Source organism: Anaeromyxobacter sp. PSR-1 (genome assembly GCF_000964525.1).
GTDB lineage: Bacteria > Myxococcota > Myxococcia > Myxococcales > Anaeromyxobacteraceae > Anaeromyxobacter.
Map to the genome: position 1 here is coordinate 1 of NZ_BAZG01000183.1, position 8,961 is coordinate 8,961.

The following is an 8,961-nucleotide window of genomic DNA, read 5'->3' on the forward strand; positions in this document are numbered from 1 at the left end:
ATCCGGACCAGTACGAGGCGGTGGCGGCGCCGGCGGACCGGCCCCTGCTCGTGCTCGGCTCGGCCGGCAGCGGCAAGACCACCGTCGCGCTGCACCGGCTGGCCCGCATCGCCTTCGAGGACCCGCGGCGCTTCCCGGCCTCGCGGCTGCAGGTGGTGGTGCCGGAGCTCGGGCTGGCCCGGCTCGCGGCGCGGCTGCTCGAGCCGCTCGGCCTGGAGAAGGCGCCGGTCCGCACCCTCGAGTCCTGGTCGCGCGGCGCGTTCCAGAGCGTGTTCGGCGCGCCGCCGCCGCGCCTGTTCCCGGAGACGCCGCCGCTGGTGGCCCGCCTGAAGCGCCACCCGGCGCTGTACGAGCTGCTGCGCCGCCGCCCGCACCTCGCCCGCGAGCGGCCGGCGCTGGCGCGGCTGCGGCGCGAGCTCGGCGACCTGTTCGTCGATCGCGGGTTCCTGGAGGCGGTGGTGAAGGCGGCCGCGGGGACGCTGCCGGCGACCGCCATCGACGAGACGCTCCGCCACACGCGGCTGCAGCTCTCCTCCTCCACCGAGGACCTGCTGGCGGGCGTGGACCCGGAGCGGCTCCAGACGCTGGACGGCAAGGCGGTGGACGAGGACACGCCAGAGGCCGCCGCGGGCACCCTCGACGTCGAGGACCTGCCCATCCTGCTGTTCCTCGCGGCGCTCCGGGCCGGCGCGCCGGCGCGGAAGGCGGCGCACCTGGTGGTGGACGAGGCGGAGGACGTGACGCTCTTCGAGCTGCACGTGCTCGGGCGCCACCTCGCCGGCACCAGCGTCACGCTCGCGGGCGACGAGAGCCAGCAGACCTTCGCGTCCTACGCCGGCTGGCCGCAGGCGCTCGCCGCGCTGGGCGCGCCGGCGGCCGCCACGGTGCGGCTGGCGACGACGTACCGCTGCCCCGAGCCGATCGCCGAGCTGGCCCACGCCGTCCTCGGGCCGATCGCCCCGCCGGAGCGGCCGCGCGCCGGCCGGCGCGGCGCCCCGGTGTCGCGCTTCGACTTCCCCACCGAGGCGCACGCCCACCTGTTCCTGGCGGGCGCGCTGCGCGACCTGGTGGAGCGGGAGCCCGGCGCGTCGGCGGCGGTGGTGTGCAGCGGGCCCGAGGTCGCGCGGAGCCTGCACCGGCTCCTGGCCGACATGCCGGAGGCGCGGCTCGCGCTCGACGGCGCGTTCACGTTCCGTCCGGGGGTGGACATCACCGACGTGGACGGCGTGAAGGGGCTCGAGTTCGACTACGTGATCGTGCCGGACGCCACGGCCCGCGCCTACCCGGAGACCGACGAGGCGCGCCGCCGGCTGCACGTGGCCGTGACGCGGGCCGCGCACCAGCTCTGGATCGCGGCGCCCGGGACGCCCTCGCCGCTGCTGCGCGGCCTGCCGCGCGGCTGAGCGCCCGCGCTGCGGTCCCGGAAGGGGCGGCCGATGCCGAACGGGTAAGCGACCGTTCAGCGGCCGGACTAGATTCGGGGCACCGAGAACCGAATCCGGCTGGCGAGGCGGGCCGAGGCCCCGCGGCGCTCATGACCGGCAGTGAACCGTCCACGCGGGCGCGGCGCGCCCGCCATCACCAGGAGACCGACATGGCCCAGGTCACGCTCAAGGGGAACCCCATCCACACCAACGGCGAGCTGCCCGCCGTCGGCGCCAAGGCGCCGGACTTCACGCTCACCACCGGCGACCTGAAGGACGTCACGCTGGCCGAGTGGAAGGGCAAGCGGAAGATCCTGAACATCGTCCCGAGCCTCGACACCGCGGTGTGCGCGACCTCCACCCGCAAGTTCAACGAGAGCGCGGGCAAGCTCCCCAACACCGTGGTGCTGGTCGTCTCCGCCGACCTGCCGTTCGCGCAGAAGCGCTTCTGCACGACCGAGGGGCTGCAGAACGTGGTCCCGCTCTCGCTGATCCGCGGCAAGCACATGGCGAAGGACTACGGCGTGCTGCTCCAGGACGGCCCGCTGGCCGGCCTCACCGCCCGCGCGGTGGTGGTGCTCGACGAGGCCGACAAGGTCGTCTACCGGCAGCTCGTCCCGGAGATCGGGCAGGAGCCCGACTACGACGCCGCGCTCGCCGCGGCCAAGCAGTAGCCCGAAGGATCACGGGGTTCCCCGCGCCCCGCTCGCCCGCGCCCGCGGGTGGGCGGGGTTTCGTCGTCTCTCCGGGCGCGTGGAACGCCCCCCGGCGGCGTGCGGCGCAACGCTCCGCCCGGACCGGGCACCACGCGAGGTGCGTTGTCGCACCTGCTCGCGGAATGGGAACGTTCCGGCTCCAGGTCTCAGGGGGAGGCGTGGCCCGCTCGCCGCCGCGTGCGGGGTATCACCCACGGTGAGAGAAGACAAGGAGCGGGGCATGAATCGCATCCTGCGGTTGGCCGCGTGTGCGGTCCTGGTGATGTCCCTGGGCGGGCCGCGCGCGAGCGCGTCCTCGTGGATCGACGAGGAGCCCGCCGCCGTTCCCGGCGCCGGCGAGCTGCTGCGCCAGGACGACCGGCCGTTCCCGGCCGGCGAGCGGCAGCGCGAGCTGCGGGCGGCCGCGCTCGAGGCGAGGCTGGCGGGCAAGGCGCCCGGCCGGACGGCGCAGGTCGCGCGCGGGCAGTACGTCGAGCTGGATCGCGACGGCGAGGACGCGGTCTGGACGGTGCTGGGCGAGTTCGCCGACCTGCTGCACAACCAGATCCCGGAGCCGGACCGGGCCGTGGACAACACGACGATCTGGTACCCCGACTTCGACCGCCAGCACTACCTCGACCTGCTGTTCGACGACGCCGCGGGCGCGAACTCGCTGCGCAACTTCTACATCGAGCAGTCCTCCAACCGGTACACGGTGCACGGCGACGTGACCGGCTGGATCCAGGTCCCGGGCGACGCCGCGACGTACGACGACGACCTGGAGAGCCCGCTCGGCGGCAACGCGGTCTGGTACTTCCTGAAGGACGCGGTGAACGGCTGGTACGACGCCCAGATCGCCGCCGGGAAGACGCCGGCCGAGATCGACGCCTACCTCGCGTCCTACGACCTCCGCGACCGCTACGACTACGACGGGGACGGCGACTTCGACGAGCCGGACGGCTACATCGACACCGTCCAGTTCGTGCACGCGGGCGAGGGCAACGAGGCCGGCGGCGGCGTCCTCGGCGACGCCGCGATCTGGAGCCACAGCTGGTTCGCCTTCTACGCCGACCGCGGCGTCACCGGCCCGCCGTTCAACCTCTACGGCGGCATCCGCATCGGCGAGAGCAGCTACTGGGTCGGCAAGTACACCATCCAGCCGGAGAACGGCCACGTCGGCGTGTTCGCGCACGAGTTCGGCCACGACCTCGGCCTGCCCGACCTGTACGACACCTCCGGCGGCGACAACGGCACCGGCTTCTGGACGCTGATGTCCTCGGGGAGCTGGCTCGGCGACGGCACCACCGACATCGGCACCAAGTCCAGCCACATGGGCGCCTGGGAGAAGTTCCAGCTCGGCTGGCTCGACTACCAGGTCGCGTACGCCGGCGCGCGCTCCGTCCATCGGCTGGGCCCGATGGAGACGACCAGCAAGCAGGCGCAGGGGCTGTTCGTGGTGCTGCCGAAGAAGTCGGTGGTCACCGTGATCGGCACGCCGTACGCCGGCTCGTCCTTCTACTACAGCGGCTCGGGCGACAACCTCGACAGCTGGATGTACCGGGCGATGAACCTGCCCGAGGGCGCGACGCTCTCCGCGAAGGTCCGCTACAGCATCGAGCTGGACTGGGACTACGCCTACCTGGTCGCGTCCACCGACGGCGGCGCGACGTGGACCCCGCTCCAGACCAACCTCTCCACCACCACCAGCCCGCACGGCCAGAACTTCGGCTTCGGCATCACCGGCAGCAGCGGCGGCAACTGGGTGGACCTCACCGCCAGCCTCCCCGCCGGCGACGTGATGATCGGCTTCCGGTACTGGACGGACCCGAACACCGGCGGCTACGGGTTCATGCTGGACGAGCTCGCCATCACCGGCCAGCCGGTGGACGGCGCCGAGGCCGATCCCGGCTGGACGTTCGAGGGCTTCCGCATCTCGAGCGGCACCGAGACCAAGCTGTACAACCACTACTACGTCGCGGAGTACCGGCAGTACCGCGGCTACGACGCCACGCTGCGGACCGGGCCGTACTACTTCGGCTACACGAACGATCCCGGCCTGCTGAACCTCGTGGACCACTTCCCGTACCAGGACGGCCTGCTCGTCAGCTACTGGGACACCGCGCAGCGGAACAACCAGACGCGGCTCCACCCGGGCAAGGGGCTCCTCCTGCCCATCGACGCGCACCCGGCGACGCTGTACCGGGTGGACGGGGGCCGCTGGAGCAACCGCATCCAGACCTACGACTCGACGTTCTCGGTCGAGCCCACCGAGGCGATCCCCAACCTCCACCGGAACGGCGTCCTGTCGCCGATCCCGAGCCTGCCCGGCGAGCCGGTGTTCGACGATCGCATCCAGTACTACGACCCGACCAACCCGCAGGGCAGCGTCATGAACCCGGACACCGGGACGCAGCTCCGGATCCTCGGGATCACCGGGACGCTCGGCGGGTTCATGCAGCTGGAGGTGCGGCCGGCGAGGTGACGGCGACCGGAGCGCTCGAGCACCGCTCGTGGTGAGCCCGTCGAGCCACGAGCCGGCGCGGGGTGGGCGGGGCGCGGGCCCCGCTCACCCCTCCTGCATGGCCTGGAGCCGCTCCTGGGCGGCCTCCCACTCGGCGTAGCGCGTCTCCAGCTCGGACCGGGCGGCGGCCTGCCGCTCGATGAGCGGCTTCGCGCGCGCGAAGTCCTGGTAGAGCGCCGGGTCGGCGAGCTGGGCGGTGGTCTCCTTCTCCTCCCGCTCCAGCTCGGCGATGCGCGCCTCGAGCCGCGCGATCTCGTCGCGCACCGGCTTCTCGCGGCGGGAGCGCGCGTTGCGCGCCTCGGCCTCGGCGCGCCGGCGCTCCTTCTCGCTCACCGGCGCCGCCGTCCGCGCGCTGCCGTCGCCGGCCCCGCCGCGCGCCGCCCCGGGCGCGCCCTCGGCCGCGCCGGCCGCCTCCAGCTGGCGCTGGTGGTACAGCCAGTCGTCGAGGTTGCCGGGGCAGGGGACGATCCCGCCGTCCTTCACCTCCCAGATCACCGTGGCGAGCTGGTTCAGGAAGCTCCGGTTGTGCGAGACGAACAGGAGCGTCCCGTCGTAGCCCTTCAGCGCGTCGATGAGCGCCTCGGAGGAGTCGAGGTCGAGGTGGTTGGTGGGCTCGTCGAGGACCAGCAGGTTCGCCGGCACGAGCAGCAGCTTCGCGAGGGCCACCCGCGCGCGCTCCCCGCCGGAGAGCACGCCGACCTTCTTCTCCACGTCGTCCCCGGAGAACAGGAAGGACCCGGCCACGCTGCGGACGTACGCCTCGCCGCGGTCCGGGACGAGGTCCCAGAGCGTGTCGAGCACGGTGCGGTCCGGGTCGAGCGTGCCGAAGGTGCGCATGGCGCCGGCCGCGTCCTCCGGGTGCTCGGGCCGCTCGAAGTGGTGCTGCGCGTAGTAGCCGGCGAGCACGCCGTGGCCGAGCTTCACCTCGCCGCCGTCCGGCGCGAGCTCGCCCGCCACCAGCTTCAGCAGCGTGGACTTGCCCGCGCCGTTCGGCCCGATCACGCCCACGCGCTCGCCGCGCTGGATGGCCGCGTCGAGCGAGCGGTAGACCACCCGCGGCCCGAACGCCTTGCGCACGCCCTCGAGCCGCAGCACCTCGCGCCCGGAGCGCGGCGCCTCGGCGAACCGGAAGCGGAGCGTGGCGCGGTGCTCGAGGACCTGCACCTCCTCCATCTTCTCGAGCAGCTTCTCCTTCGACTTCGCCTGCCGCGCCTTGGTGGCCTTGGCGCCGAAGCGCTCGATGAACGCCTCGAGCTGGGCGCGCTTCGCCTCCTGCCGCTCCGCCTGCGCGAGCAGCCGCTCCTCCTCCTCGGCCCGCAGCCGGCGGTAGTCGTCGTGGTTCCCGGCGTAGGCGCGCAGCCCCTCCGGCTCGAGCGCCAGCACCCGGTCGATCTGCCGGTTCAGGAAGTCGCGGTCGTGCGAGATGAGCACCACCGCCTTGCGCGTGCCGCGCAGGAACGCGTCGAACCAGGTGAGCGTCGGCACGTCGAGGTGGTTGGTGGGCTCGTCGAGCAGGAGCAGGTCGGGGTCCTGGAGCAGCAGCCCGGCCAGCGCCGCGCGCATCTTCCAGCCGCCGGAGAAGGTGCGGGCGGGCCGGTCCAGGTCGCCGGGCCGGAAGCCCAGCCCCGCCAGGATCCGCTCGGCGCGGCGCCGGCCGTAGTGCTCCTCGAAGTGGTCCAGCTCCTCGTGCAGCTCCGCCAGCGCCTGCGACTGCTCCAGCTGCTCCTCGGGCGTGGCCGCCGCGGCGAGCGCGGCCTCGGCCCCGGCCAGCCGGTCCTCCAGCGCCGCGCGCCCGGGCACCGTCGCGAGCACCGCGTCCACGAGCGGCAGGTCGGGCAGCTCCGACACGTCCTGCGGCAGGTAGCCCACCCGCGCGCCGCGGCGGAACACCAGCTCGCCGTCGTCGGGCGACACCTGGCCGGCCAGGATGCGCAGCAGCGAGGACTTGCCGGTGCCGTTCGCGCCGACCAGCCCGATGCGATCGTGCGGCCCGATGGAGAAGGCGGCGCGGTCGAACAGGACCTTCGGGCCGTAGGCGAGCGACAGCCGGCTGGCGGAGACGAGGCTCACGGGGGCGAGGAAGTAGCCCGAAGCCGCCGCCGGGACAAGCCCGCCGGGTCCGCGCCCGCCCTACTTCTCGCGCATGTACGGGTACTCGAAGCGGACCGCCGGGTCGAACGTCTCCTTGATCGCGCGGATCGAGACCCAGCGGTACAGGTTCGCGAGGCTCCCGGCCTTGTCGTTCGTGCCGGAGGCGCGCGCGCCGCCGAACGGCTGCTGGCCCACCACCGCGCCGGTCGGCTTGTCGTTCACGTAGAAGTTGCCGGCGGCGTCGGCGAGGCGGCGGGTGAGGTCGGCGACGGCCTCGCGGTCGCGCGCGAAGATGGCGCCGGTGAGCCCGTACGGCGAGGTGGTGGAGCAGAGCTCGAGCGCCTCGTCGAGGCGGATGTCCGCGTAGACGTACACGGTCAGCACCGGCCCGAAGATCTCCTCCTCCATGAGCTTGAAGTGCGGGTTCACCGTCTCGATGACGGTGGGCTCGATGAAGAAGCCCTTCGAGTCGTCGCAGCCGCCGCCCGCCAGGATCTTGGCCTGCGAGGACGAGCGGGCCACGTCGATGTGCTTGCGGATGGAGTCGAACGCGCCGCGGTCGATGACCGCGCCCATGAACGTGGTGAAGTCCTCCACCTCGCCCATCTCGATCTCGGCCACCATGCCCAGCAGCCGCTCGCGGAGCTGCGGCCAGAGGCTCTCCGGCACGTAGGCGCGCGAGGCGGCCGAGCACTTCTGGCCCTGGTACTCGAACGCGCCGCGGACGAGCGCGGTGGCGGCCGCGTCCACGTCGGCGGACGGGTGCACGAACACGAAGTCCTTGCCGCCGGTCTCGCCCACGATGCGCGGGTACCCGTGGTAGCGCGGCAGGTTCTCGCCGATGGTGCGCCACATCTGCTGGAACACGCCGGTCGAGCCGGTGAAGTGCAGGCCGGCGAGGTCGGCGCTGGCGAGCGCGGGGTCGCCCACCGCGCGCCCCGGGCCGGGGACGAAGTTGATCACCCCCGGCGGCAGCCCGGCCGCCTCCAGCAGCTTCATCACGTGCCAGGCCGAGTAGATCGCGCTCGAGGCCGGCTTCCACACCACCGTGTTGCCCATGAGCGCCGGGGCGGTGGGCAGGTTCGCCGCGATGGAGGTGAAGTTGAACGGCGTGACCGCGAAGACGAAGCCCTCCAGCGCACGGTACTCGGTGCGGTTCCACTGGCCGGGCGGCGAGACCGGCTGGTCGTGGTGGATCCGCTCCATGAAGTGCGGGTTCCAGCGCCAGAAGTCGATGATCTCGCAGGCGGCGTCGATCTCGGCCTGGTAGGGCGTCTTCGACTGGCCCAGCATGGTGGCGGCGTTCAGCGTCTGGCGCCACGGGCCGGCCAGCAGATCGGCGGCCTTGAGCAGCACCGCCGCCCGGTCGTGCGGCGGCATGGCCGACCAGGTCTTGCGCGCCTGCAGCGCCGCCTCGATGGCGGCCTGGACCTCGGCGGGCCCGGCCTGGTGGAAGCGCGCCAGGCGCTGGCCGTGGCGGTGCGGCACCCGCACCTCGGCGATGCGGCCGGTGCGCACCTCGCGCCCGCCGATGACGAGCGGGATCTCGATCTCGCGCGAGGACAGCTCGGCGAGGCGCGCCTTCAGCGCGGCGCGCTCGGGCGTGCCGGGCGCGTAGGAGAGGACCGTCTCGTTGCGGGGATCGGGGATGCGGAAAGCGCCGTTCGACATCGGTGCCACCCTCCTAGGGCCGTTCGAGCGCGCGCAACATAACCCCTCTCGGTGAATCCTGCCCAGGTCGCGGCAGGGGCGCCCGGCCGGAGACCCGCCGTCGGCGGGCGGGGGCGCCGGAGGTCAGGCGCCGGGGTCGGGGCACATGGGCGGGCCCCGGAACGCCACCGGCGCGGGCGCCGCGGCGCCGTCGCCGCCGGGGCGCGGCGCGTCGCGCGCGTCCAGGGTCCGCGCGCGGGGCCCCCAGTGCAGGCCGACCGAGGTCCCGGTGGTCATGGTGGCGAGCTGGATGGGCAGCATCGCCCAGTAGGCCGGCGCGGCGAGGTAGCCCACCAGCAGCGCCGCGGCGTGCCCCACCAGCGAGAGCGCGAACGCCTTCCACGCGCTCCCCGCCGTCGGCCCGTCGCGCCCGAGCAGTCCCCCCCAGCACCGCGCCGAGCGGCGGCACGAACAGCGTGACCGCCGCGAGCCCGTAGGCGGCCCGGCGGAAGTTGCCCACCGAGGCGGACACCGTACCGCTGGTGAAGAGCTTGAGGGTGCCGTACGCGGCGAGGACCAC

6 protein-coding genes are annotated in these 8,961 nt (G+C 73.5%); 3 read left to right on the forward strand and 3 right to left on the reverse strand.

The window, feature by feature from the left end; translation table 11 throughout:
- From PSR1_RS19325 to PSR1_RS19335, 3 genes are all read left to right on the forward strand, one after another.
- Positions 1–1,403, forward strand: a 1,403-nt coding sequence (locus PSR1_RS19325) for an ATP-binding domain-containing protein (protein WP_152643385.1), incomplete at its 5' end; no start/stop codon positions are given.
- Between the two features lie 191 nt (positions 1,404–1,594).
- Entirely contained in the window at positions 1,595–2,098 is a 504-nt protein-coding gene (gene tpx / locus PSR1_RS19330) for a thiol peroxidase (RefSeq protein WP_059439054.1), read from the forward strand.
- Positions 2,099–2,360: 262 nt separating this feature from the next.
- Positions 2,361–4,601 (forward strand): immune inhibitor A domain-containing protein, encoded by a 2,241-nt coding sequence (locus PSR1_RS19335; protein ID WP_059439055.1) that lies wholly within the window; start codon positions 2,361–2,363, stop codon positions 4,599–4,601.
- An 84-nt stretch (positions 4,602–4,685) separates the two neighbouring features.
- Here the strand turns inward: PSR1_RS19335 and PSR1_RS19340 are convergent, their stop codons facing one another.
- The 3 genes from PSR1_RS19340 to PSR1_RS24680 form a co-directional block, all read right to left on the reverse strand.
- Positions 4,686–6,710 (reverse strand): ABC-F family ATP-binding cassette domain-containing protein, encoded by a 2,025-nt coding sequence (locus tag PSR1_RS19340; RefSeq protein WP_059439056.1) that lies wholly within the window; start codon positions 6,708–6,710, stop codon positions 4,686–4,688.
- Between the two features lie 60 nt (positions 6,711–6,770).
- Complete coding sequence (pruA, locus tag PSR1_RS19345) at positions 6,771–8,402, reverse strand: L-glutamate gamma-semialdehyde dehydrogenase (protein WP_059439057.1); 1,632 nt, start codon at positions 8,400–8,402, stop codon at positions 6,771–6,773.
- A gap of 123 nt (positions 8,403–8,525) precedes the next feature.
- Positions 8,526–8,759, reverse strand: coding sequence for a hypothetical protein (locus tag PSR1_RS24680; RefSeq protein ID WP_237758156.1), 234 nt, complete (start codon positions 8,757–8,759; stop codon positions 8,526–8,528).
- Between the last annotated feature and the right edge of the window lie 202 nt (positions 8,760–8,961).